The 23,308-nt window shown below is 64.9% G+C and carries 20 protein-coding genes; 13 read left to right on the plus strand and 7 right to left on the minus strand.

Translation table 11 applies throughout. From position 1 onward, the window contains the following. Positions 1 to 286: 286 nt before the first annotated feature. Positions 287 to 628, plus strand: a complete 342-nt coding sequence (locus V5279_RS25320) for a monooxygenase (protein ID WP_338689012.1) — start codon at positions 287 to 289, stop codon at positions 626 to 628. Between the two features lie 34 nt (positions 629 to 662). Here V5279_RS25320 and V5279_RS25325 read toward each other — a convergent pair whose 3' ends face one another. Together V5279_RS25325 and V5279_RS25330 are read right to left on the minus strand one after the other, a co-directional pair. Further along, entirely contained in the window at positions 663 to 1,079 is a 417-nt protein-coding gene (locus V5279_RS25325; RefSeq protein WP_338701381.1) for a GNAT family N-acetyltransferase, read from the minus strand. A 19-nt stretch (positions 1,080 to 1,098) separates the two neighbouring features. After that, complete coding sequence (locus V5279_RS25330) at positions 1,099 to 2,598, minus strand: NAD(P)H-hydrate dehydratase (RefSeq protein ID WP_338689014.1); 1,500 nt, start codon at positions 2,596 to 2,598, stop codon at positions 1,099 to 1,101. Positions 2,599 to 2,953: 355 nt separating this feature from the next. Between V5279_RS25330 and V5279_RS25335 the strand changes: the two genes are divergently transcribed. Both V5279_RS25335 and glnA read left to right on the plus strand, forming a co-directional pair. Next, a complete protein-coding gene (locus V5279_RS25335; RefSeq protein ID WP_011441447.1) occupies positions 2,954 to 3,292 on the plus strand; it encodes a P-II family nitrogen regulator in 339 nt (112 codons plus the stop codon). 151 nt (positions 3,293 to 3,443) lie between these two features. Further along, positions 3,444 to 4,853, plus strand: coding sequence for a type I glutamate--ammonia ligase (gene glnA, locus V5279_RS25340; protein WP_338689038.1), 1,410 nt, complete (start codon positions 3,444 to 3,446; stop codon positions 4,851 to 4,853). 185 nt (positions 4,854 to 5,038) lie between these two features. Here the strand turns inward: glnA and V5279_RS25345 are convergent, their stop codons facing one another. Then, positions 5,039 to 5,728, minus strand: a complete 690-nt coding sequence (locus V5279_RS25345; RefSeq protein WP_166296124.1) for a TetR/AcrR family transcriptional regulator — start codon at positions 5,726 to 5,728, stop codon at positions 5,039 to 5,041. 260 nt (positions 5,729 to 5,988) lie between these two features. Here V5279_RS25345 and V5279_RS25350 point away from each other — a divergent pair, with 260 nt between their 5' ends. From V5279_RS25350 to V5279_RS25385, 8 genes are all read left to right on the plus strand, one after another. Beyond that, positions 5,989 to 7,356: an aminotransferase class III-fold pyridoxal phosphate-dependent enzyme gene (locus tag V5279_RS25350; protein ID WP_338689041.1), complete on the plus strand. Its 1,368-nt coding sequence runs from the start codon at positions 5,989 to 5,991 to the stop codon at positions 7,354 to 7,356. A 40-nt stretch (positions 7,357 to 7,396) separates the two neighbouring features. Next, a complete protein-coding gene (locus tag V5279_RS25355; protein ID WP_338689043.1) occupies positions 7,397 to 8,506 on the plus strand; it encodes a class II histone deacetylase in 1,110 nt (369 codons plus the stop codon). 127 nt (positions 8,507 to 8,633) lie between these two features. Then, complete coding sequence (locus tag V5279_RS25360; RefSeq protein WP_166296133.1) at positions 8,634 to 9,929, plus strand: ABC transporter substrate-binding protein; 1,296 nt, start codon at positions 8,634 to 8,636, stop codon at positions 9,927 to 9,929. 12 nt (positions 9,930 to 9,941) lie between these two features. After that, a complete protein-coding gene (locus tag V5279_RS25365; RefSeq protein WP_338689046.1) occupies positions 9,942 to 10,757 on the plus strand; it encodes an ABC transporter ATP-binding protein in 816 nt (271 codons plus the stop codon). After that, on the plus strand, positions 10,750 to 11,478 hold the full coding sequence (locus V5279_RS25370; protein WP_338689048.1) for an ABC transporter ATP-binding protein: 729 nt from the start codon (positions 10,750 to 10,752) through the stop codon (positions 11,476 to 11,478). The genes V5279_RS25365 and V5279_RS25370 overlap by 8 nt, the downstream gene beginning before the upstream one ends. Before the next feature lie 28 nt (positions 11,479 to 11,506). Then, positions 11,507 to 12,367, plus strand: a complete 861-nt coding sequence (locus V5279_RS25375) for a branched-chain amino acid ABC transporter permease (RefSeq protein WP_338689050.1) — start codon at positions 11,507 to 11,509, stop codon at positions 12,365 to 12,367. A gap of 7 nt (positions 12,368 to 12,374) precedes the next feature. Continuing rightward, positions 12,375 to 13,412 (plus strand): branched-chain amino acid ABC transporter permease, encoded by a 1,038-nt coding sequence (locus tag V5279_RS25380; protein ID WP_338689052.1) that lies wholly within the window; start codon positions 12,375 to 12,377, stop codon positions 13,410 to 13,412. A 15-nt stretch (positions 13,413 to 13,427) separates the two neighbouring features. After that, positions 13,428 to 15,023, plus strand: coding sequence for a GMC family oxidoreductase (locus V5279_RS25385; RefSeq protein ID WP_338689054.1), 1,596 nt, complete (start codon positions 13,428 to 13,430; stop codon positions 15,021 to 15,023). Between the two features lie 75 nt (positions 15,024 to 15,098). Here V5279_RS25385 and V5279_RS25390 read toward each other — a convergent pair whose 3' ends face one another. Further along, positions 15,099 to 15,362 (minus strand): tautomerase family protein, encoded by a 264-nt coding sequence (locus tag V5279_RS25390; protein ID WP_166296144.1) that lies wholly within the window; start codon positions 15,360 to 15,362, stop codon positions 15,099 to 15,101. Positions 15,363 to 15,514: 152 nt separating this feature from the next. Here V5279_RS25390 and V5279_RS25395 point away from each other — a divergent pair, with 152 nt between their 5' ends. Then, complete coding sequence (locus V5279_RS25395) at positions 15,515 to 16,498, plus strand: GlxA family transcriptional regulator (RefSeq protein WP_338689058.1); 984 nt, start codon at positions 15,515 to 15,517, stop codon at positions 16,496 to 16,498. Positions 16,499 to 16,676: 178 nt separating this feature from the next. After that, positions 16,677 to 17,906 (plus strand): ABC transporter substrate-binding protein, encoded by a 1,230-nt coding sequence (locus tag V5279_RS25400; RefSeq protein WP_338689060.1) that lies wholly within the window; start codon positions 16,677 to 16,679, stop codon positions 17,904 to 17,906. Positions 17,907 to 18,039: 133 nt separating this feature from the next. On the opposite strand, the gene V5279_RS25405 is transcribed toward V5279_RS25400, so the two are convergent. The 3 genes from V5279_RS25405 to V5279_RS25415 all read right to left on the minus strand — a co-directional run bounded on the left by V5279_RS25405 (position 18,040) and on the right by V5279_RS25415 (position 22,622). Further along, positions 18,040 to 19,107, minus strand: coding sequence for an ABC transporter substrate-binding protein (locus tag V5279_RS25405; RefSeq protein WP_338689062.1), 1,068 nt, complete (start codon positions 19,105 to 19,107; stop codon positions 18,040 to 18,042). Positions 19,108 to 19,197: 90 nt separating this feature from the next. Further along, entirely contained in the window at positions 19,198 to 20,256 is a 1,059-nt protein-coding gene (locus V5279_RS25410; protein WP_338689064.1) for a dipeptidase, read from the minus strand. Positions 20,257 to 20,318: 62 nt separating this feature from the next. Continuing rightward, positions 20,319 to 22,622 (minus strand): PAS domain S-box protein, encoded by a 2,304-nt coding sequence (locus tag V5279_RS25415; protein ID WP_338701382.1) that lies wholly within the window; start codon positions 22,620 to 22,622, stop codon positions 20,319 to 20,321. Positions 22,623 to 23,308: the final 686 nt, after the last annotated feature.

Below are 23,308 nucleotides of genomic sequence, written 5' to 3' on the forward strand. Positions count from 1 at the left end.
CTTGTTGCAGCGCCTGAGCGAGGAAATTGTTCTGCGTGGCACTCACGAGCGGGATTCACGGGATGCAAGGGAATGTCGTGGGGCTTTAGCCCGCCTCTTCCCACGCGTCCACCAAAAGTCTCGTGTCTGGGGGAGTTGAGCACTTGGCGAGCCTCCCCGCGCCCTCCGCCGGAAGCGGAGGGATTGGATCTATGCGGGACAAGGATACGGCCGATCTTGTATGGTCGCGGCTGATCGGCGTGCCGCCGAACGAACCTGACACCATGTGACAGATCGGAGAACCAGGATGGCACAGTGTATCGTCATCGTTCAATTCGACCTCCCGAAGCGAACCGAGGAACAGGCCATCAAGGGCGGCATGGGCAGCGCGCCCATCTATCGAAATCTCGCGACAAAGGGGCTGATCCGCAAAGACTATCTCAACGGTGAGACCGGCACCGGCGGTGTTTACCTGTGGGAGAGCCCCGCGGCGGCCGAGGCCTGGTTCACCGAGGCCAAGATCGCCGAGCTGACTGAACGGTTCGGAGCCCGGCCGCGGCTGACCTGGTACGACACGCACGTCACCGTCGACAACCTCAAGGGCGAGACGCGGGTGAACCAATCCGCGCTGATTTCCGCCGCGGAATGAAAAGACGTCGGCAGCAGCTGCCTCCGGCGGACGCTCACGCGCCCACGCGCGTCCAGAGATAGCGCGCGTCCGGCTCCTTCTCCTCGTTGCGGGCGCCGTCGGTCTCCTCGACCGGCGCAAAGCCGCGCGCCTCGTAGAAGCGGCGCGCCCGCACATTGCGCTGGAAGGTCCAGAGTTGCAGACGGCCGGCGCCTTGCTTCGCGACTTCGAGCAGCGCACCGCCGATGCCGCTTCCCTGCGCGGCAGGCAGCACGTAGAGCTGCTCGATCCAGTCGTCGCGGAACGCGATCACGCCGCTCATCGCCGCACCGTCGAACGCGCCCCACAGCGTGCACGCCGCAAACATCCGCTCGCGATAGAACCAGCGGTCTTCGTCGGGCGTATGCAGGCCCGCGAGCCACGGCAGCGCATCGTCGAACGCCGCGCGATGCACGCGCGCGGCGGCGTCCATGTCGGCAAGCGCGAGTTGCCTAATACTCAATCCCGAACTCGTCATAGAGGCGGCGGAACACGGCCGGCAGCACCTCGGTGAGATCCTCCGCGATCAGGCCGGGCCCCGCCTCGCTGGCGCCTTCGCCGTGCAACCAGACGCCGATGCTGGCCGCCTCGAAGGCCGCGACGCCCTGCGCCAGGAAGCCCGCGATGATGCCGGCGAGCACGTCGCCGGCACCGGCGGTGGCAAGCCAGGGCGGCGCGTTGGCGGCGATGGTGGCGCGGCCGTCGGGAGACGCGATCACCGTGTCGGCGCCCTTCAGCAGCACCACCGCGCCGGAACGCTCGGCCGCCGCGCGCACGCGTTCGAGCTTGGAGCGGCCGGGATGCTTGTTGGAGATGTCGCTGAACAGCCGCGGAAACTCGCCTTCATGCGGCGTGAGCACCACCCCAAGGCCGTCGGCGGCCTTGATCGCCTCGAACAGCCGGTCCGGCGTGCCGGCAAAGCTCGTCAGCGCATCGGCATCGAGCACCAGATGCCGCTGTGCCGACAGCGCGGTGTGGACGAAGTCGCGGGTGCGCGCGCTGACGCCGGCGCCGGGTCCGATCACGCAGGCGTTGAGGCGCTTGTCGTCGAGCAACTCGGCGAACTGGATCGGGTTGTCGACCGCGCGCACCATCACCGCGGTCAGCGCCGCCGCGTTGACGGCGAGCGCGTCGCGCGGCGAGGCCAGCGTCACGAGGCCGGCGCCGGCGCGCAGCGCCGCGCGCGCGGCGAGCCGCGCCGCCCCGGTCGAGGCGAGATCGCCGGAGACCACGACGGCATGTCCGCGCGCGTATTTGTGGCCGTCGATCCGCGGCACCGGAAACGACCAGCGCCAGGCCTGCGGCAGGTTCTCCGTGGTCAGCGGCTTGATCTCGTCGAGCACCTGCGGATCGATGCCGATATCGGCGACGCGGACCCGGCCGCAATACATCCGACCCGGCAGCAACAGATGCGCCGGCTTCTTGCGGAAGAAGGTGACGGTCTCGATGGCCTGCACGGCCGCTCCCATGACAGCGCCTGATGTACCGTTGATGCCGCTCGGCAGGTCCACCGCCAACACCGGCGTACCGTTGGCGTTAATGGCCGTGATCATTTCCAGCGGATCGCCCTTTACCGGGCGATTGAGGCCGGCGCCGAACAGCGCGTCGATGATCAGCGCCGGCTTGCCGAGCGCCTGCGGGTTGAACGGCAGCACCGGATATTTCCAGCCCTTCGCCGCGAGCGCCGCGTCGCCCTGCAGGCTGTCGCGTTCGCAGAGCAGGATCACCGAGACCTCGCGGCCGCGCGCGGCGAGCTCGGCGGCGGCGACAAAGCCGTCGCCGCCATTGTTGCCGCGGCCGGCGACCACGACGATCGGCCCCTCCTCGACCAGCTCCATCGCGGCTTCAGCGACCGCCTGGCCTGCGCTCATCATCAGCGAGAAGCCCGGCGTGCCGCCCGCGATGGTCAGCCGGTCGGCACGCTCCATCTCCGTGGTGGTCAGAACGTCCATGCCGAATCCTCAATCGCTTCGCCTTTTCGAGAGGCAATTCCTGTGACGTTCGCGGGGTTTCTACTAGCCGACTGCATATGGATTGATCTATTTGCCTATTTGTTAGGCTTGGATATCATAGCCCATGTGGTTCGATATCAGCCGATTGCCTGATAAAAGGCTGATAACATTCCGAAATCGGGGGCTTTCACAACTTGGCATAGACCCTGCTTTTGAGGAAGCCGCGCGCAGTGCCGCTCCATGCGACCATTGCGCGTGTTTCCGGCCCGGCGCCGGAAGGCTCAAGACCAACCTAGACTGCGCCCCACGCGCATCGAACTCGACCCTGCAATCTGCAATGCCCGGGAGGCGCTCAGTGAAGAAGATTGAAGCCATCATCAAGCCCTTCAAGCTCGACGAGGTCAAAGAAGCGCTCCAGGAAGTCGGACTGCAAGGCATCACCGTGACCGAGGCCAAGGGATTTGGCCGCCAGAAGGGCCATGCCGAACTCTATCGCGGTGCGGAATACATCGTCGACTTCCTGCCCAAGGTGAAGATCGAGATCGTGATCGGCGACGATCTGGTCGAGAAGGCGATCGACGCGATCCGCCGCGCAGCCCAGACCGGACGCATCGGCGACGGCAAGATCTTCGTCTCCAACATCGAGGAAGCGATCCGCATCCGGACCGGCGAATCCGGGCTGGACGCTATTTGAGCCCGGTGCTATCCGGGAATTTCTGACGGCAAAGAGAAAAAAGGCTGCTTCGGCAGCCTGATTTCGTTTGAGCAGTCACACGAACTCGCCAAAAGCGAGAATAACGTCGCTCACCGCTGGAAACCGGCCCGCAAATCCAAAAGGGGTATTCATGAAGACCGCCAAAGACGTCCTGAAATCGATCAAGGACAACGACGTCAAATACGTCGACCTGCGCTTCACCGATCCGCGCGGCAAATGGCAGCATGTGACCTTCGACGTCGGCATGATCGAAGAGGACACCTTTGCCGAAGGCCAGATGTTCGACGGCTCCTCGATCGCCGGCTGGAAGGCGATCAATGAATCCGACATGTGCCTGATGCCCGACCCGCTCACCGCGACGATTGATCCGTTCTTCGCCGAGACCACCATGGTCATCGTTTGCGACGTGCTCGAGCCGACCACCGGCGAGCCCTACAACCGCGACCCGCGCGGCATCGCCAAGAAGGCCGAGGCGATGGTGAAGTCGCAGGGCGTCGGCGACACCGTGTTCGTCGGTCCGGAGGCCGAGTTCTTCGTGTTCGACGACGTGCGCTATTCGGCCGAGCCCTACAACACCGGCTTCCGCCTCGATTCCTCCGAGCTGCCGATCAACTCGGCCACCGAATATGAGGGCGGCAATCTCGGCCACCGCATCCGCACCAAGGCCGGCTACTTCCCGGTGCCGCCGCAGGATTCGGTGCAGGACATGCGCTCCGAAATGCTCGGCGCGATGAGCAAGATGGGCGTCAAGGTCGAGAAGCATCACCACGAAGTCGCTTCGGCCCAGCACGAGCTCGGCATGAAGTTCGACACGCTGACGCTGATGGCCGACCAGATGCAGATCTACAAGTACTGCATCCACCAGGTCGCCCACATCTACGGCAAGACCGCCACCTTCATGCCGAAGCCGGTCTATGGCGACAACGGCTCGGGCATGCACGTCCACCAGTCGATCTGGAAGGACGGCAAGCCGGTGTTCGCCGGCAACAAGTATGCCGACCTGTCGGAGACCTGCCTGCACTACATCGGCGGCATCATCAAGCACGCCAAGGCGATCAACGCCTTCACCAACCCGTCGACCAACTCCTACAAGCGTCTGGTTCCGGGCTATGAGGCTCCGGTGCTGCTCGCCTATTCGGCGCGCAACCGCTCGGCGTCCTGCCGCATCCCCTACACCGCGAACCCGAAGGCCAAGCGCGTCGAGGTGCGTTTCCCCGACCCGATGGCCAATCCCTATCTCGGCTTCGCTGCGATGCTGATGGCCGGCCTCGACGGCATCAAGAACAAGATCGATCCGGGTCCGGCGATGGACAAGGACCTCTACGATCTGCCGAAGGAAGAGCTGAAGCAGATCCCGACGGTGTGCGGCTCGCTCCGCGAGGCGCTCGAGAACCTCGACAAGGACCGCGGCTTCCTCAAGAACGGCGGCGTGTTCGACGACGACTTCATCGACGCCTATATCGAGCTGAAGATGACCGAGGTCGCCCGTTTCGAAATGACCCCGCACCCGGTCGAGTTCGAGATGTACTACTCGCTGTAAGACCTACGGCACCGTGAAATGCGAAAGGCGCTTCCGATGGAGGCGCCTTTTGTTTTTGGATGAACGCCCGATGGGTAGATCCGCGTAGCCCGGATGAAGCGGAGCGAAATCCGGGAACGGTCGCGCCAATGCTGAGAGCTGCCCCGGATTACGCTTCGCTCCATCCGGGCTACGCACCTCGACACTTATCCTCGCGTCGCGCGCTTCCCCAATTTCGGCGTCTTGCGGTCGTTCGACAACCCGCTTGCGAACCCCTGTGTCGCCACGATCAGCGTCTCGATCGCGCGTGACGACCGGGCCTTGTTGGGCTTCGCCAGTTCCTGCAACAGCAACCCGTCGATGCCGGCCAGCATGAAGCGTGCGACATCGGCGCATCCCGCCGCGTCGAGCTCGCCGGTTCGTACGGCAACGCCCTGCAGGATGTCCTGATAGACCTTGACATAGGCGTCATACTGATAGGCTGCGAGCCCGGCAGCGTCGTCGCGCCGAAGCGCGTACAGCGTCAGCTCATACTGCACGATCTGCAGCTCGAGCGTTCGCTCGAGATAGCGCCAGCCGGCGCGCAGGGCTTCGCGGATGCAGCTCGCGATGTCGGCAGTATCGCCGGTTTCCTCGCGCAGCGCCGCGGTCGTCTCATCGATCAGGTGTTCGAGCACCGCCAGCAGCAGCGCGCTCTTGCTCTCGAAATGATAGTGCAGCGTGGCGAGGCGAACGCCGGCGCCGGCCGCGATGTCGCGCGTCGTCGTCGCCGCGACGCCGCCGGTCCCGAGCGCCTGCAAGGCTCCCTCAATGATCTGGCGCCGCGTTCGTTCGCCCTTGGGTTCGTTCTTGGGTTCGCTCTTGGCGCCGACCTGCTCACGTCCTGCGATTGTCATCCGTCTCTCCAATGCGCACGACGATTGTCTAGAGCCTTTTCCGTTCCGATGGAATCCGAACGGAGTTCTAGACTCTTGTTCTGACGCGTTTTCTTCACGCGAACCGGTATCCACTTCGCTCGAAAACGCGTCGGCCCGTGCCGCACAAATTTGCATGTTGCACAAAATTGGTCATTTGACCAATTTTATCGCCTGTGTTTATCCTTGCGGCAATGAGAACCGGGGTCCCGGGGGAAACAAATGTCGAGAGGAACGAGAAAATGACCACAGCAGCTGCTCGAAACAACGACACGCTGACTCGTCACGTCGTCTACCCCTTCGCCAATGCCAACTTCCTCGCCGAGAACCCGCCAATCTGCATCGAGGGCGGTGAAGGTGTCTACGTCTCGGACGGCCATGGCGGCCGCTATCTCGACGGACAGGCCGGGCTCTGGAACGTCAATGTCGGGCATGGCCGCCCCGAGATCAAACAGGCGATCATCGAACAGCTCGATCGTCTCAGCTTCTATTCGACCTTCGGCAACACCACCAACAGCCCGTCGGTGGCGCTGGCGGACGAGCTCTGCCGGCTGGCCGCGCCGGAAGGCATGGTCCGCGCGTTCTTCTCGTCCGGCGGCTCGGAGGCCAACGAGGCCGCGATCAAACTCGCCAAGCAATATTGGCGGCTCGCCGGCGAACCACTGCGCACCAAGATCATCTCGCTGCGCGGCGCCTATCACGGCGTGACGCTGGGCGCGCTGTCGGCCGGCGGCGTCAATGTCTACAAAGAGCAGTTCACGCCGCTGCTGCCGGGATTCTTCCAGGTCGAGACGCCGCACGCCTATCGCAACCCGTTCACGTCGGACCCGGAGGCGCTCGGCCGCCTCTGCGCCGAATTGCTCGAGCGCGAGATCGTCTATCAGGGAGCTGGCAGCGTCGCGGCCTTCATGGCCGAGCCGGTGCAGGGTGCCGGCGGCGTGATCGTGCCGCCCGCGAATTTCTGGCCGCTGCTGCGCGAGGTCTGCGACCGCCACGGCGTGCTCCTGATCGCCGACGAGGTCGTCACCGGCTTCGGCCGCTCCGGCAGCATGTTCGGCAGCCGCGCCTGGGGCGTCAAACCCGACATCATGGTGTTCGCCAAGGGCATCAACAGCGGTTACATCCCGCTCGGTGCCACCTTGATCAACGCGAAGGTCGCAGCCGCCTTCCAGTCCGACGACAAGTCGCAATTCACGCCGCGCGCCTTCATGCACGGCAACACCTATGCCGGCCATCCCCTCGCCTGCGCCGCCGCGATCGCCAATTTGCGCATCGTCGAGCAGGAGGAGCTGCCGGCCAATGCCGGGAAGGTCGGCGCCTATCTGCTGGCACGATTGAAGGACGTCCAGAAGCGCCACCCCAATATCGGCGACGTGCGCGGCAAGGGGCTGATGCTCGGCATCGAGCTGGTCGCCGATCCCGAGACCAAGCGGCCGTTCGATCTGGCGGAGAATTTCGGCCAGCGGATCTGGGAGCGCTGCGTCGCCAAGGGCGTCCTGATCCGCAACCTGGCCGACACGTTCATCATCTCCCCGCCGCTGACCTTCACGACCGAACACGCCGACAAGATCGCGGACACGTTCGACGAGGCGATCAGCGCAGTCGAATAGATCACACGAGGTCGGCGCGCCAGGACAGGGGATTGCTCGCATGGCTACTGGGTTCGTCTGCCATGAACTTTACATGTGGCACAACACCGGCAACTGGGCCCAGGTGTTTCCACCGGGATTGACGATCCAGCCCGGAATCCATGCGGAGAATCCGGAGACCAAGCGCCGCTTCCGCAATCTGGTCGAAGTCAGCGGCCTGCTCGATCATCTCGTGCAGATCAAGCCGCGCGCAGCGACAGTGGCAGAGCTCGCCCGCGTCCACACCGCGGACCATATCGCCCATATCAAGCACCTCAGCGACGCCGGCGGCGGCGACGCCAGCCACCTGACGCCGCTTGGCGCCGGCAGCTACGAGATCGCGCTGCTCGCGGCCGGTGGCGCCATCACGGCTGCCGATGCGGTCGCATCGGGCGCGGTCGAGACCGCCTATGCGCTGATCCGCCCGCCGGGGCATCATGCGCGGCCGGAGCTCGGCATGGGATTTTGCCTGTTCGCCAACGCAAGCATCGCGATCCGGCATTTGCAGGCCACGGGCCAGGTCTCGCGCGTCGCCGTTGTCGACTGGGACGTGCATCACGGCAACGGCACCCAGGCGGTGTTCTACGAAGACCCCAGCGTGCTGACGATCTCGCTGCACCAGGACAATCTGTTCCCGGCAAACTCCGGTTCACTTGCCGAGAACGGCGACGGCGCAGGCGATGGCTACAACATCAATGTACCGCTGCCGCCCGGCTCGGGCATCGGTGCCTATCGCAGCGCGTTCGAACGCGTCGTGCTGCCCGCACTGCATCGCTTCGCACCCGACATGATCGTGGTGGCGTCGGGCTTCGATGCGTCGGGCGTCGATCCGCTCGGCCGCATGATGCTGTCGTCGGCGGCGTATCGCGAGATGACGCGCATGCTGCGCGCCGCTGCCAAGACGTTGTGCAACGGCCGCATCCTGATGACGCATGAGGGCGGCTACTCGGAAATGTACGCGCCCTATTGCGGGCTCGCGGTGCTCGAGGAGTTGTCCGGCATCAAGACTGATATCACAGATCCCTGGGAGCCATTGATGGCCGCGTGGGGCGGCAATGAGCTGCAGCCGCATCAGGCGGCGGTGATCGATGCGGCCGCGGCGCTCGTGAGCCGGCTGCCTGCTGCGCGTTGACGATGGGATTGGTGGAAGCAATCGACGGATGCCATGGCACGGTTCGTGCAACAACTGCTGCCGTGCATCTCCTGCTTTAGAGGGAGGCGTCGGATTGTCCGCGCCATAGACGAGGGTACTGACGATCATGCTTGACCGACGTTCACTTCTCGGCGGCGTTGCCGCAGGCGCGGGCTCGATTGCAATGCTGGCAAGCCTGAACAAGGAAGCCCGTGCCGCAGGCGGGCCAGTCAAGATAGGCTCGGCATTGCCGATGTCCGGATTCGCCGCCGCTGACGGCATCGAGTTCAAGAACGGCCTCACGCTCGCCGCCGAAGAGATCAACGCTGCCGGCGGTATCTTGGGACGTCCGATCCAGATCGCGATCGAAGACACCAAGGAGATGGGCGCCGATATCGTGACCCAGGCGATGCAGCGCCTGATCGATCGTCACTCGGCGAGCGCGATCATCAACGGATATAATGTCGGCACCAACATGGTGGAGATGGACGTCGCCGCAGACAACGACGTCATCTTCGTGCACTACAACACGCTGATCTCGCATAACACCAAATTCCTCAGCGACCCGCAGCGCTATTATTCCTGCTTCCAGGGCGATCCGCCGGAGTTCTACTACGGCCCCGGCTTCCTGCTGTTCTTGAAATCGCTGATCGACAACAAGCAGTGGAACCCGCCGAACCGCAAGATCGCAATCATCCCCTCGGCGAACGAATATTCGATCGTGATCGCCAACGCGATCCGCGACCGCGTCAAGGAATTCGGCTTCGAGCTCGGGCTCTACGAGACCGTGCCCTTCCCGACCAACCAATGGGGACCGACGCTTGCCAAGCTGCGTCAGGACCCGCCGGCCGCGATTGCGGTGACGCACTTCCTGCCGCAGGACCTGGCGCAGTTCATGACCCAGTTCCTGCCCGAGCCGACCCAGAGCCTGGTCTATATGCAATACGGACCGTCGCTTCCGGCCTTCCGCGAGATCGGCAAGGAAGCCATCAACGGCGTGATCTACTCCACGGTGATCGGCTGCCTGCCCGACGAATTCTCCGCGGCCTATCGCAAGACCTATCGCGAGAAGTTCGGCGCCAACGCCGCCTTCATCACGGGCTCGCAGACCTATGACGGGCTCTGGCACTACGCATTGTCGGCGGCGCTCGCCGGCGGCGCCAGCGAGCCGAGCAACAAGGAGCAGACCCGCAAGATCTCGGAGGCTATGAAGCGGCTGATCTATCGCGGCGTCAACGGCATCTACCACGCCGACCCGAAGGGCCAGTCCGCCTTCTGTTATCCGACCCAGATCAAGGATCCTTCGCTCGGCATGGCGCATCAGTTCCTGCAGCACCAGGACTACCGCACCGATCCCAAGCTGATCGCCCCCGCGCTCTATGCAACTGACACGATGAAGCTGCCGCCATGGATCAAGGCGTAAGAGGTTGACGCGGTGAGCTCCCCTGACCAGACGAACGGCCCGCTGCTCGTCTGCGAGGGCGTGACCAAGACCTTCGGTTCGCTCCGTGCGGTGGATGGTCTGTCGTTGACCGTTCGACCCGACGAGGTGGTCGGGCTCGGTGGGCCGAACGGCGCCGGCAAGACGACATTCTTCGATGTCGTCACCGCCGTCACGGAGATCACCGACGGCCGCATCCTGTTTGCGGGGCGCGATATCACCGGATTTGCGGCGCACGAAGTGTGCCGCGCCGGCATCGCCCGCACCTTCCAGCTCAATGCGGCGTTCGACAGCCTCTCGGTCGAGGAGAATATCGAGGTTGCCGCCCATTTCGGCGACACCAACAGCCGCTTCCCGGGCTTTGCGATCAGCCGGGCCGCCCGGCAGCGCGCTGCCGCGGCGCTCGATCTGGTCGGCCTCTCCGGCCGGCAGCGCATCGCACGCGACCTGCCCGTGCTCGACCGCAAGCTCTTGATGATCGCGGGGGCGGTTGCAACCTCCCCGCAACTGCTGCTGCTCGACGAGCCGGTCGGCGGCCTCAGCCCGTCGGAGGTCGATCGCATCGCCGACGTCGTCAAGCGGCTGTCGGCATCGGGGATCGCGATCCTCTTGATCGAGCACGTCATGCGCTTCCTGCTCTCGCTGTCGACGCGCGTGGTGATCATGCACCACGGCAAATCGATCTTCGAAGGCGCGCCCTCGGCGGTCGCCGATGATCAGACGGTGGTCGAGACCTATCTCGGCAAGGCCGCGACCAACCGCCTCAAGGCCTTCTTCGTCAAGCAGCCGGAGCTGAGCGCCCATGGCTGAACCGTCGAGCGTCCCCTGCCTCGCCGTCAACGGTCTGGTGACCGGCTATGACGGCCGCAATGTCCTGACCGGCGTGTCGCTGTCGCTCAATGCGGGCGAACTCGTCACCGTCGTCGGCCCGAACGGGCACGGCAAGACCACGCTGCTGCGCGCGATCTCCGGCCTGCTGCCGGTGCGCAAGGGCTCGGTGTCGCTGAATGGCCGGGTGATCTCGGGCCTGCCGGCGCATCGCGTCGCGGCAGGCGGCGTGATCCACGTACCGCAGGGCGATCTGTTGTTCGCCGGGATGAGCGTGCTCGAGAATCTCCTGATGGGCGCCTATCTCGATTCCGATCAGGCAGCGGTGGCCGGGCGTCTCGATGAGGTCTTCACGCTGCTGCCCAAGCTCGCCGAGCGCCAGACCCAGATCGCTGCCAGCCTCTCCGGCGGCGAGCGGCGCATGGTCGGCATCGGGCGCGGCCTGATGATGAAGGGCACGGTGATGCTGATCGACGAACCGTCGCTCGGCCTCGCCCCGATCATCATCGAGCAGATCTACGAGGTGATCGCGCGGCTGAAGGCGAGCGGCCGCACCATCCTGCTGGTCGAGGAGAATCCGGCGCGCGTCGCCGACATCGCCGACCGCATTCACCTGCTCGACAACGGCGCCTTCGTCTGGTCGGGCGAACCGTCCGTCCTGCTGCAGCGCGACGAGCTGCTCGCAACCTATCTCGGAGGCTGACGAATTGGAGATCATAGGACCCGTCATCGTGGCCGGGATCACCACCGGCGCCCTGTACGCGCTGGCGACGCTCGGCCTGTCGCTGGTCTGGGGCTCGCTCGGCATGCTCAACATGGCGCACGGCACGCTGTTGACGCTCGGCGGTTACGCGGCGTTCACGGCCGCCAGCCAGCTCGGCCTGCCGGTGCCGCTCGCGGTGCTTGCCGCAGCCGCGGTCGGCGGCGTGATCGGCGCGCTGATCTTCATGCTGGTCGCCTATCCACTGTCGCGCCGCAGCCCCGAAACCTTCGAGACCACCATCATGATCGCGACCTTCGGCGTCGCGCTCACCCTCGAGAATACCGTGCTGCGGCTCTATGGCGGCCAGCCGCTGGGGCAGCCGCTCTCGGTCGGCGGTTCGATCAATCTCGGCGGCTTCGTGTTGCCCTGGCAGAACCTTGTCATCATCGTCAGCGCCATCGCGCTGATGGGCGCCACCGCGTTGTTCCTCACCCGGACCAGGGCCGGCCGCGCCATTCGCGCCACGGCGCAGAACCCGGATGCCGCCAAGCTGATGGGCGTGCCGGTGGCGCGGGTCTATCTGCAGGTCCTGATTCTATCAGGCATGCTCGCCGGCGTCTGCGGCGTGCTGGTCTCGTCGATCACCCAGCTCTCGCCGTCGCTCGGCGCCGATCCGATGCTGAAGGCCTTCATCATGTGCGTGGTGGCCGGGCTCGGCAATCTGCCCGGCGCGATCATCACCTCGTTCGGTCTCGCCATCGTCGAGGCGCTGGTGCAGTTCCTGGCCGGTGCGCGCTGGGGTTTCCCTGCGCTGCTCGCCATCGTGATCCTGGTGCTCATTCGCCGGCCCGGCGGATTGTTCGGCCGGGTCGAAGTGCGACGGCTGTGAGGTCGATGTGAAACGCCAGGATCTCGCCAACCTGCTGATCGGTCTCGTCGTCCTCGCCGCTGCGGTCGCACTGCCGTTCTACGTCGACAGCCGCTACGTGATCGGCCAGGTCACGCTCGGCCTGTTCTATGCCATCGTCGCCTCGCAGTGGAACCTGCTGTTCGGCTTCTCCGGCGTGTTCTCGCTGGCGCAGATGGCGCTGTTCGGCTTCGGCGGCTACGCCACCGCGATGCTGTGCTTCTATTTCGGCCTCAACGTCTGGGCCGCGATGCCGCTCGCGGCCATTGCGACCGTGCTGTTCAGCCTGGTGATCGGTGCGGCGTGCCTGCGCCTGAGCGGCGCCTATACCGCGCTGCTGACGCTCGCGGTCGCGCAGGTGATGTATCTGTTGATCGTCACCGACACCGACTGCTTCGTCATGGTCGGCACGCAGTGCCGGCAACTCACCGGCGGCGCGGTGGGCTTCGCGCGCTTCGGCGATCTCGGCTCGCGCGCGATGTTCAAGGCCAAATATCTTGTCGCTGACTACGCGCTGGTGGTGGCGTTGTTCGCGGTCACGATGCTGTTCACCTGGGCCATCATCCGCGGCCCGATCGGGCTCGCCTTCCGCGCGCTGCGCGACAATCCCGGCTGCGCCATGGCGCGCGGCATCAGCCGCTTCCAGATGCAGCTGCTGATGTTCGGCCTCTCGGCCTTCTTCACCGGGCTCGCCGGCGGGCTCTATGCCGCGCATTTCAACGCGATCGGCCCCGGCGTGCTGTCGTTCTCGCAGCTGTTCTTCATCATCGCGATGGTGGTGGTGGGCGGCATCGGCCGGCTCTGGGGGCCGCTGGTCGGCGCCATCGTGCTGGTCGCCGCCGACGAAGCGATGCGCGAGATCGGGGAATTCCGCTCGCTCGGGCTCGGCATCATCATCGCCGCGGTGATGGTGCTGATGCCGAACGGCCTGATCGGCCTGTTCGAGAGCATTTTCGACAGACTGCGGCGGCTGCGCTCGCGCAGTCCTGCGATGACAGCAGAAATATCCGGCGACACGCCGGCGTGACCAGTGGAGTGACAGATGTACGATACGATCATCGTGGGCGCAGGTTCAGCCGGCTGCGTGCTGGCCAATCGGCTCTCCGCCGATCCCGCCCGCAAGGTGCTGGTGCTGGAGGCCGGCCGTGCCGCGCCGCTGGCGTCCGACATTCCCTCGGACTGGCCGACGATGTTCAACACGGCGGTCGACTGGGGCTTCTACACCGAGCCGCAGGCCGGCTGCCGCGGCCGCCGCGTGTTCTGGCCGCGCGGCAAGATGGTCGGCGGCTCCGGCGCGATGAATGCGATGATCTACATCCGCGGCCTGCCGTCCGACTATGACGGCTGGGAGAAGGCCGGCTGCACCGGCTGGGGCTGGCGCGACGTGCTGCCGGATTTCATCGCGTTCGAGAACAACGCCGACTTCACCGACAGCCCGCTGCACGGCACCGGGGGTCCGCTCCATGTCGCCCATGTTCCGTTCGTCGACCCCAACGAGCTGCGCTGGCTCGAAGCCGCAAAGGCCGCCGGCCACGCGCACAATCTCGACTTCAACGGCGAGAGCCAGGAGGGCGCCGGCTTCTTCCAGTTCGTGATCAAGCAGGGCGAGCGGTTCGGAACCGGCAAGGCCTATCTGCGTCCGGCACTGGAGCGCGCCAACCTGACGGTCAAGACCGGCGTCCGCGTGATCCGGATTGTCATCGAAAGGGGCCGCGCCACTGGCGTCGAATATCTCGAAAACGGGCAGCTCAAGACGGCAAACGCATCCGGCGATATCGTGATGTCATCGGGTGCGATCGGCTCCGCCCAGCAATTGCTGCTGTCGGGCATCGGCCCCGCCGACGAGTTGAGGGCCGCAGGCGTCACGCCGGTGCACGACCTTCCCGGCGTCGGCAAGGATCTTCAGGACCACATCAACATTCCCATCACCTTCTACACCAAAGAGAAGATCGGCGTCGGCGCCTGGACCGACGAGAGCCTCGAAGCCAGCCTGCAGGAATGGCAGGAGAGCCGCAGCGGTCCCCGCTCCTCGCCCTGGGTCGCGGCAGGCGCCCATGTCCGCAGCCGCCCTGACGTCGAGCCCGATCTGCAGCTCTATGGCGCCATCAGCCCGCACCGTGACTACGTCCGCTTCCTGTCCGCGAAGCCGGGCATCACGCTGCATTCGACCTTGCAGCGGCCGAACAGCCGCGGCGAACTGACCCTGCGCTCGGCCGATCCGCTCGAATATCCCGCGATCGATCCGCGCTACTTCTCGTCCGACGCCAGTGGCCGGGATATCGCAACCCTGGCGGAAGGCGTGCGGATCAACCGCCGCATCGCGGCGCAGTCGCCGCTCAAGGAGCTGATCGAAAGCGAGATCACGCCGAGCTTGGAGGCGATCAGCGACGCCGACATCGCCGACTACGTGCGCGGCCATTGCACGACGCTGTATCATGCCGCCTCGACATGCCGGATGGGCAACGATCGGATGGCTGTGGTCGATCCCACAAGCTTCAAGGTCCATGGCCTTGACGGCCTTCGGGTGGCCGACGCATCCGTGATCCCGATCATGATCTCGGGCAATATCCAGACCCCGACGATCCTGATCGCCGAACGCGCCGCGGCCGCGATCGGTGCGAGCGGGCCTGCTGCGTAGCGCCAGCGTCGATCTCCCGGCGGCGCGTGCAAAAGGCGCTTCCGGCGGAAGCGCCTTTTGTCCCAGTCCCGGCGGTTACACCCTCGCCTTGGCGATCCTGCGCCCGCCGGCGTCGAGCGCGCCGAAGGTGCCCGCGATCATGTCCGGTGTCGGGATCATGCCGCCGAGCGACCAGCTCGCCGGCTCGCCTTCCTCGATCTTGACCCAGACGTTGCGGCGGAAGTCAGGGTTGCCCTGACCCTCGACCTCGACCATCAGGTCGGTGACGCGCTCGAGCAGCACTTTCTTCTGCGCGACGTCGAAGATGCCGCGGACGGTGGAAATGGTGACGTAAGGCATGGTCTCTCTCCATTGCTGAGGTGGTGACGACGCAACCAAGATGGACCGGCAGGGCTCAATCAGGCAGTGGCCGATCGGACAGAGATCGGGCAATATCTGCCACAGCCCGATTGCGCCGATCGGCTAGGATGACGGCAATTTCAGGAGGTCCCATGAAGCTTACGATCCTCACCTTGGAAGGCTGCATGCAGTCGGCGGTCGCCGGCATCGCCGACATCCTCACCCTCGCCAACCATGTGATGCAGCTGCGCGGTAGCAAGGCGCGCTTCACCTGGCAGACGCTCTCGCTCGACGGCAAGGCGGTGCGCGCGGGCGGCGGCAAGCTGCTCGCGGTCGACGGCGCCGTCAGCGGGCGGACGTCCTGCGACGCGATCATCGTGCCGGGCAGCCTGGTCGATCACCTGACCGCCGAGCGCCTGCAGCCGCAATATGACCGCGCCGGCGCATGGCTGCGCCAGCAACATGCCGGCGGCAAGTTGATCGGCGCGTTCTGCAGCGGCGTGCTGCTGCTCGCTAATGCCGGCCTGCTCGACGGCCGCCGCGCCACCATCACCTGGTGGCTGCAGAGCGAGCTCCGCCGCCGCCATCCCAAGGTCGACCTCGCCGGCGACGCCGTCCTCACCCAGGCCGACCGGCTGGTCTGCGCCGCCGGCCCGATGTCCTGGGTCGATCTGCTGCTGCGGCTGATCGAACTCGTCGAGGGCCCGGAGGTCGCAAAGGTCTGCGCCGACTATGCCGTGATCGACACCGCGCAGCGCACGCAAGCGATCTTCATGCCGCTCGGCTACATGCTCCCGCAGGACCCGCTGCTGATGAAGGCGGACATGCTGGTGCGCCGCACCGGCAAGGCCCCAATCACGGTGCGCCGCCTCGCGCATGCACTGGGCCTCAGCGAACGCACGTTGAACCGCCGCTTCCGCGAGCTGACCCATGAGCCGCCGCAGGCCTTCATCATGCGCCGCCGCGTCGAGCACGCCCGCACGCTCCTGGAGACGACAACGCAACCGATCAAGACCATCGCCCGCACCACCGGCTATGAAGACGAGAGCAGCTTTCGCAAAGCCTTCCGCAAGCTCACGCTGACCTCGCCTCAGGCCTACCGCGCGCAGCGATCGATGCGCGCGGCGCAACCATAGCAATCCCGGAAGACTACGGTCAGCAACACTGACGAACCCTATGAGGTGACGCGAACCGGCACACCGGCTGGTGCTTCGGGATCGACAATAATCGGGGCCGGGTGTTCACTAGCTGCAAGGACCCGAAAGCGGCTTCCGATAAAACAGACACATTCATTTATGCATGGGGAGAAACGAGATGTCTTTCGTCGCACGACGAATGGCGGCGCTTTCGACCGCCATCATCATCCTCGCTGCCGGTGCAGGCAGCGCATTTGCCCAGAAGAAATACGACACCGGCGCAACCGACACGGAAATCAAGATCGGCAACATCATGCCCTACAGTGGACCGGCATCCGCCTATGGCACCAGCGGCCGGGCTCAGGCGGCCTATTTCCGCAAGGTCAACGCCGAGGGTGGGATCAATGGCCGCAAGATCACCTTCATATCCTATGACGACAGCTACAGTCCGCCGAAAGCCGTCGAGCAGGCGCGCAAGCTGGTCGAAGGCGACGAGGTCCTGCTGATCTTCGCCGCACTCGGCACAGCATCCAACAGCGCCATTCAGAAGTACATGAACGGGAAGAAGGTGCCGCAGCTATTCATCCAGACCGGTGCGACCAAGTGGAATGATCCGCAGAACTTCCCGTGGACCATCGGCTGGCAGCCCAGCTATCAGAGCGAGGGACGAATCTATGCCAAGCACATCCTGAAAGAAAAGCCGGGCGGCAGGATCGCCGTGCTCTACCAGAATGACGACTACGGCAAGGACTACCTGAAAGGCCTGAAGGATGGCCTCGGCGACAAGGCGGCGTCGATGATCGTTGCCGAGGATACCTACGAGGTGGCCGAGCCGACCATCGACACACACATCGTCAAGATGAAATCACTGAATGCCGATGTATTCGTCGACATTGCCACGCCGAAATTCGCGGCGCAGGCCATCAAGAAGGCGGCGGAGATCGGCTGGAAGCCGTTACACATCCTCAATTCGGTCGGTTCCTCGATCGGCGCCGTGATCCAGCCTGCCGGCGTCGAGAACGCGCAGGGGATCATTTCGGTGGCCTATCTGATGGATCCGCTCGATCCACAATGGAAGGATGACCCCGGCATGAAGGCGTTCGACGAATACCTCTCCAAATACTTCCCCGAGGGCAATCGGGCCGATGGCCTAGTGGTGACGGGTTACAATGTGGCGCAGACGCTGGCTCAGGTGCTCAAGCAGTGCGGCGACGATCTCACGCGCGAGAACGTGATGAAGCAGGCCGCGAACCTGAAGGACTTCAGGACCAACAACCTGCTGCCGGGCATCACGATGAACACCAGTCCGATCGACTTCGCTCCGCTCAAGCAGATGCAGCTCAGACGATTCAAGGGCGAGAGATGGGAGCTGTTCGGGCCCATTCTCAGCGCGGAAGTCGGAGGTTAGCGGTCCGCAGCGCCCACTGCAGGCCGCAAAGCGGCCGTCTCGAAGGCCGACGGCCCGACAGTGGCCGTGCATCGAGACGCGTGCGATGCGCGCTCCCTGGGGATGACGGATCAGGCCGTTGTGGGCCATCGAACTACACCCGGAACAGCTTCGCGTACCTTGCCTTGATCTCCTCGCTCTGCGCCTGCACCTGGGCCGGATCGGCCTTGAGCATCTTGAGCTTGTCGAGCGGCACGTGGCCGGCCTTTTCCTTCACCTTGCCGTGGAACGAGCGGTGCGCGAACTCGTCGGCCAGCATCTGCTGGGTCTCGGCGCTGAAGAGATAGCTCTGGAACAGCCGCGCGGCATTCGGGTTCGGCGCATTCTTGAAGATGCCGCTCGGCACGATGATCAGCGGCGCGCCCTCAGTCAGATAGACCACCTCGACCGGCTTGCCCTGATCCCTGGCGAGCACCAGGTTGTAGTCGTTGCCGTCGGCCATCACGGCGCGCTCGCCGAGCAGGATCTTCTTCGGCGGATCGGCCGCCGACTGCACCTGCATCACCCGCTGCTGCGCGAGCTTCTCCAGATAGGGCCAGCCGAGATCGCGCGCCAAGACGAAGGTCGCGGTCATGATCGCGCCCGAGTAGCCCGGGTGGCCCTTGACGATCTTGCCGCGCCATTTCGGATCGAGCAGGTCGGCGTAGCTCTTCGGCGCTTCCTCGCGCTTCACCTGCTCGGTGTTGTAGCCGATCACCTCGAACCAGGCGCAGGATGTCGCTGACGTGCCGTCGGGATCGATCTGGTCGGTGGGAAAATGCTTTGCGACCTCTTCGGGCACATAGGCGGCGAGCCAGTCGTTCTTCTTCCAGTCGAGATAATGGGCAGGGTCGGTCGAGTTGGCGACGTCGACGGCATTGATGCCGCTGCCCTGCTCTTGCGCGATGCGCTGGAAGATCCGCTCGGCGCCGGAGCGGTCGACGCGGACGCTGATGCCTGGATATTTCTGCTCGAAGTCGCGCGCGAGACGCTCGGCCGTGTTGAGCTCAAGCGCGCTGTAGAACGAGATCTTGCCTTCCTTCTTGGCGGCTGCGATCAGCTCCGGCGTCACCGCCTCGGCCGGCGGCGCGGCCGCCCTTAAGGGTTCGGCGAACACCACTCCGGCCGCGGTTGCCGCCGTCGCCTTGAGCCAATCGCGTCTCGACCATTTGCGGTCCTGCATTCCATGCTCCCTGAGATCGGGCCGTTGACCGGCCGCGCCGTTGTTGTGCAGCGATGATAGATCATGATCGATGGAAATGTGCAGCGGTTTTCATCGCCAGCTTTGGCGGAACACCCGCATCCAATTGTCGAAGGCGATCTTGCGCAATGTGGCGTCATCGAAGCCGTGCGCGCGCAGGGCCTGGATCAGGTTTGGCAGATGACTGGCATCCCTGACCGGGAGGGGCATGAGCGCGCCATCGAAGTCGGACCCCAGCGCAACGTGGTCGTCACCCATTCGTTCAACCAGGTAGCCGAGGTGAGCGACGACCGTCTCGATCGGGATGTCCGGATCACGCTGCGCGTCCGGGCGCACTTCGGACACACTGAAATTGAAACCCACGAGGCCGCCTGATGCCTTGACCGCGTCGAGCTGCCAGTCGGTCAGGTTGCGCGTCGCGCGGCAGATCACATGCGCGCACGCATGGGTCGCCACGATGGGCGCGGCACTGATTGCAGCGACGTCCCAGAAGCCGCGCTCGTTGAGATGCGACACATCGACCATGATTCCGAGCCGGTTGCAGGCCTGCACCAGCCCTTTGCCAGCGTCCGTCAAGCCGGGACCGGTGTCCGGTGAGCGCGGATAGGCGAACGGCACGCCATGGCCGAAGATATTGGGGCGGCTCCAGACCGGGCCGAGAGAACGCAGGCCGCGGGCGTAGAGCTGCTCCAGCCCGTCCAGATCGGCGCCGATCGCTTCAGCGCCCTCCAGATGCAACACGATCGCGAACGCGGCATCTTCGCGCGCCGCCTCGATCTCATCCACGGTTCGCGCCCATCGGATGTTTCCGCCGGCGCGGGCCACCATGGTCTCCAGCGCACTCAATTGCGCATTGATGGTGCGGCGCGCGTAAGCCGGATCGAGCGGGTCCGCAAGACGGACCTCGTATCCGTCAGCCGTTCGCGTGAAACCGCCCTCTCGTGGATGTTCCGCCCCGGCGAACATCGCGAACAGACCGCCGATCATGCCACCTTCGCGCGCACGCGGCAGGTCGAGGTGGCCTTCCTCCGAGCGCATCAGAAAATCGCGCCCGCCTTCCCGGTATTCGGCGAGGTGTTGAACGGCATCATTGTGGCCATCGAAGATCGCAACCTTGCCGCTTGCCTGCACCGTGCTGCCCCCTCGTCCAACTTGCCTCGCTCAGGCTACGGCAACGCTGACGAGTCCACACCCTATTTCTTGTCCGGCGGATTCTCGCGCAGGAAGCGTTCAAGATCGGGCTGCACGGAGTAAGGCTGCGGAACCGGATCGCCCTGGAGGTCGACCTGAAGGTCGAGGCAGCGCCGCAGCATCCGCGCCAGCTCGCTGCGCCGATAGGGTTTTGTCAGCAGTGGAATGCCGTGACCGCCACGGCCCTGTTGGGCCGGCAGCACGCCATCGCTGTAGCCCGAGGTGAACAGCACCCGCAGTGCCGGACGCCCGGCCATCAGCGTATCAGCCAATTGCCGGCCGTTCATGCTGCCGTGCATCACGATGTCGGTGAACAGAAGATCGAACGCAGTGCCACGGTTGACGATCGCGAGCGCGGCGTCCGCATTCGCCGCGACCAGCACCTTGTAACCGAGGCTTTCGAGCTGGCCCGTGACGTAGTCGCGGATCGTGGGGTCGTCCTCGACACACAGGATCGTCTCGTTGCCGCCCTTGACCGGCAGATCGTCCTCCTCGGCCGCGCGCTGCGCGATGCCGTCGGCCTTGGGCAGATAGATCCTGAAGTTGGTGCCGCGCCCCTGCTCGCTCCTGACCTCGATCCCGCCGCCGCTCTGCTTGACGAAGCCGAACACCATGCTGAGCCCGAGCCCGGTGCCCTGCCCGACCTCCTTGGTGGAGAAGAACGGATCGAAGATCTTCTCCAGATGCGACGGCGAAATCCCGACCCCGGTGTCGATCACCTCGATCACGAGATGGTCGCCGGCGCGCTCGACGCCGTGCGCCACCGCCTCGGGAATCCCGAGCTGGATGTTGCGGGTCGCAAAGGTCAGCGTGCCGCCATCAGGCATCGCATCGCGCGCATTGATGGCGAGATTGACCAGCGCCGCGCCGAGCTGACCGCGGTCGACAAAGGCGAGCCAGGCGTCGCGGCCGAGCTCCGTCCTGATCTCGGTCTGCGAACCCAGCGCCTGCGACAATAGCCGCACCACCTCGCCGACCAGGTCGTTGACGTCGGTCTCGGCCGGCTGCAGCGGTTGCTTGCGCGCGAATGCCAGCAGGCTTGAGGTGAGCTGCGCGCCGCGATCGGCGGCATCGCTGATCAGCTTGGCGATCGCGGCAAGCTGCGGGTTGTCCTTGACCCCGTCGGCGAGGATCTCGATCGTGCCGGTGATCACGGTCAGCATGTTGTTGAAGTCGTGCGCGATGCCGCCGGTCAACCGTCCGAGCGATTCCGTCTTCTGCGCCTGGATCAACTGCTCCTCGGCGATCCGGCGCTGGGTCACGTCCCTGACAAAGGAATTGATGATCCACCCGTCGCCGCGGCGCAGCGCATTGAGCGACACCTCGACATAGAACCGGTGGCCGTCGCGGTGCACGGACGCGGTTTCATAGCGCATGCCCATGCCGCCGGCCGCGGTCTCCTGCAGGAAGCGGGTGATCCGCTGCCGGTGCGCGAGGCGAAGCTCCTCCGGAAACACCAGTTCGACCACGCGGTAACCGACCGCCTCGGACCGCGTCCAGCCGGTCAGCGCCTCGGCCTGGGGGCTCCAGTCGAGAATGATGCCGTCCTGATCGGTCTGGACGAAGGCATCGAGCGCGGTCCTGATGATGGCCTGCGCCATCTGCTCGCCCTCGACCAGGGCCTGGTGCGCCCGCCGTTGCGCGGTGACATCGTGCAGCACGGCGACCGCGCCGCGCAGATTGCCGGCATCGTCGCGCAGCGGCCGCGCATTGGCGACGAGGCAGACCTCCGGATCCGGCGCCTGGGGCCTTACGATCAGCTCGAAATCGTCAACGTCATCGCCGCGCAGCGCGCGCGCCATCGGCGTGTCCGCGATCGGCATCACGGTCGTGCCGTCGGGATAATAGTTCTGGAAGGTGCGAACGCCGGTCAGGGTGTCAAAACCGGGTTCGACACTGTACAGCCGCCGCGCCGCGGCGTTGGCGATCACGACCATCCCGTGCTCATCGGCGACCACCACCGGATCGCGGATGCTCTCGACGGTCTTCTCGAGCAGGTGCTGCCTGCTGCCCAATTGCGCCGACAGTTCGGCAAGCGTGGCGGCGAGCTCGGCGGCCTCGTCGCTGTCGGCTGCGCGTATCGGAGCCTGCTCCCCGCGCGACGGCGCTTCCGCCGCCCGCACCAGCTGGGCAGGCGTTCCGGACAGCGACCTCGCAATCATCTCAGCAGTCATCAACACCACCACAATCGCGCCGCCGGCGAGCAGAATGCCGGGCCAGGTGACGCCATGGATGAAGCCCAGCGCAAGCAGGAGCGCGACGACGGGAAGCATCATCCCCATCGCCAGACGGCCCGACAAATTCATCACGACCAACTCATCGTGTCGGCTGCCCCGGAAAATGGAAAAGGAAAAACGGTATCCGGAAAGGATTGTCGGCGCCGGGGCAATATCCGGTGGCTAGCGCCTAGTTGCTTAGCCGAGTCCGGGCCGGCGATCCGCCACTTTCGTATCCGTATTAGTACGGAGAAGGAGCGGCTCCGTGCGGCCAAGCTGGAATGCTCGCATTCCAGGACCGCGCCATCCGTCCGCGGCCACTCAACGACGCGCTCGACGCCGGCATGCCGCCGGGCACACGCCCGCCGGCGTCAACTGCGATGAACGAAGTCAAAGGGTGCTCGCGCCAATCAATGTCGCTCAAACGAATCCAGAGACCTTGGTGTGTTTGAACGGAGCAACCGCGTCGGCAGTGACAGCAGGAGATTTTAAGATTTGGCCAGCGATCGTAAAAGCGATTGCCCGCTTTCCAAGCCGCCGGTCGACTCGTGGTTGAGACAGGGCGATGCACGCCCCGAGCCGTGGCTCAACTCTTTGGTCAATTGGAGAGTGGGACCGACGTGAAGGTAACCGACGTGAAGGTCCTGGGACTTGTTCGCTTGGGGCAAGCAGCCCCTCCGAACATCCGTCTGTGGTAACCCGATTTTGCCAATTACCCGTTGCCACGATGGATATAGACTTCAGGAGCCAGGATTTTGCAGTTCCTTCCTGGGGCT

The organism is Bradyrhizobium sp. 26S5 (assembly GCF_036923295.1).
Taxonomy (GTDB): Bacteria; Pseudomonadota; Alphaproteobacteria; order Rhizobiales; family Xanthobacteraceae; genus Bradyrhizobium; species Bradyrhizobium septentrionale.

What these genes read in the sequence shown, in the direction of transcription:
- V5279_RS25320 (WP_338689012.1), top strand. Translation starts at nt 287, where the DNA reads ATGGCACAGTGTATCGTCATCGTTCAATTCGACCTCCCGAAGCGAACC.
- V5279_RS25325 (WP_338701381.1), bottom strand. Translation starts at nt 1,079, where the DNA reads ATGGACGCCGCCGCGCGCGTGCATCGCGCGGCGTTCGACGATGCGCTG.
- V5279_RS25330 (WP_338689014.1), bottom strand. Translation starts at nt 2,598, where the DNA reads ATGGACGTTCTGACCACCACGGAGATGGAGCGTGCCGACCGGCTGACC.
- glnA (WP_338689038.1), top strand. Translation starts at nt 3,444, where the DNA reads ATGAAGACCGCCAAAGACGTCCTGAAATCGATCAAGGACAACGACGTC.
- V5279_RS25345 (WP_166296124.1), bottom strand. Translation starts at nt 5,728, where the DNA reads ATGACAATCGCAGGACGTGAGCAGGTCGGCGCCAAGAGCGAACCCAAG.
- V5279_RS25350 (WP_338689041.1), top strand. Translation starts at nt 5,989, where the DNA reads ATGACCACAGCAGCTGCTCGAAACAACGACACGCTGACTCGTCACGTC.
- V5279_RS25355 (WP_338689043.1), top strand. Translation starts at nt 7,397, where the DNA reads ATGGCTACTGGGTTCGTCTGCCATGAACTTTACATGTGGCACAACACC.
- V5279_RS25360 (WP_166296133.1), top strand. Translation starts at nt 8,634, where the DNA reads ATGCTTGACCGACGTTCACTTCTCGGCGGCGTTGCCGCAGGCGCGGGC.
- V5279_RS25370 (WP_338689048.1), top strand. Translation starts at nt 10,750, where the DNA reads ATGGCTGAACCGTCGAGCGTCCCCTGCCTCGCCGTCAACGGTCTGGTG.
- V5279_RS25385 (WP_338689054.1), top strand. Translation starts at nt 13,428, where the DNA reads ATGTACGATACGATCATCGTGGGCGCAGGTTCAGCCGGCTGCGTGCTG.
- V5279_RS25390 (WP_166296144.1), bottom strand. Translation starts at nt 15,362, where the DNA reads ATGCCTTACGTCACCATTTCCACCGTCCGCGGCATCTTCGACGTCGCG.
- V5279_RS25395 (WP_338689058.1), top strand. Translation starts at nt 15,515, where the DNA reads ATGAAGCTTACGATCCTCACCTTGGAAGGCTGCATGCAGTCGGCGGTC.
- V5279_RS25400 (WP_338689060.1), top strand. Translation starts at nt 16,677, where the DNA reads ATGTCTTTCGTCGCACGACGAATGGCGGCGCTTTCGACCGCCATCATC.
- V5279_RS25405 (WP_338689062.1), bottom strand. Translation starts at nt 19,107, where the DNA reads ATGCAGGACCGCAAATGGTCGAGACGCGATTGGCTCAAGGCGACGGCG.
- V5279_RS25415 (WP_338701382.1), bottom strand. Translation starts at nt 22,622, where the DNA reads ATGAATTTGTCGGGCCGTCTGGCGATGGGGATGATGCTTCCCGTCGTC.